Here is a 242-nt window from a genome sequence, read left to right as displayed (position 1 = left end):
GAGAAAGTAGTGGGAGCCGTGGTGAGGGATCGTGGACTGAGCCGCCATCCGCTGTTCCAGGTGATGTTCCTTTTACAGAACAATGGAACCGTAGGTATTGGAGAACACATCTTGGGCGAAGGGTTATCACTGTATGTGGAACCTGTTGAAAGCAATAGTACCCAGTTTGCTCTTTCCTTTTCCTTACGTGGGTCAATGGAGGGTCTTCAATTAAGTGTTACTTATAGCACTGATCTTTTTGC

The 242-nt window shown here is 46.7% G+C and carries 1 protein-coding gene; it reads left to right on the top strand.

Annotation, left to right across the window (positions count from 1 at the left end; all coding sequences use genetic code 11):
• Positions 1–242 (top strand): hypothetical protein (locus KVT36_RS32020; protein WP_217607484.1); only part of this gene is annotated, 242 nt, incomplete at both ends.

The organism is Chitinophaga sp. GbtcB8 (genome assembly GCF_019091455.1).
Lineage (GTDB): Bacteria > Bacteroidota > Bacteroidia > Chitinophagales > Chitinophagaceae > Chitinophaga.
Note: the sequence above shows the minus strand (reverse complement) of the source record. Positions and strands in the feature narration are given on the sequence as shown.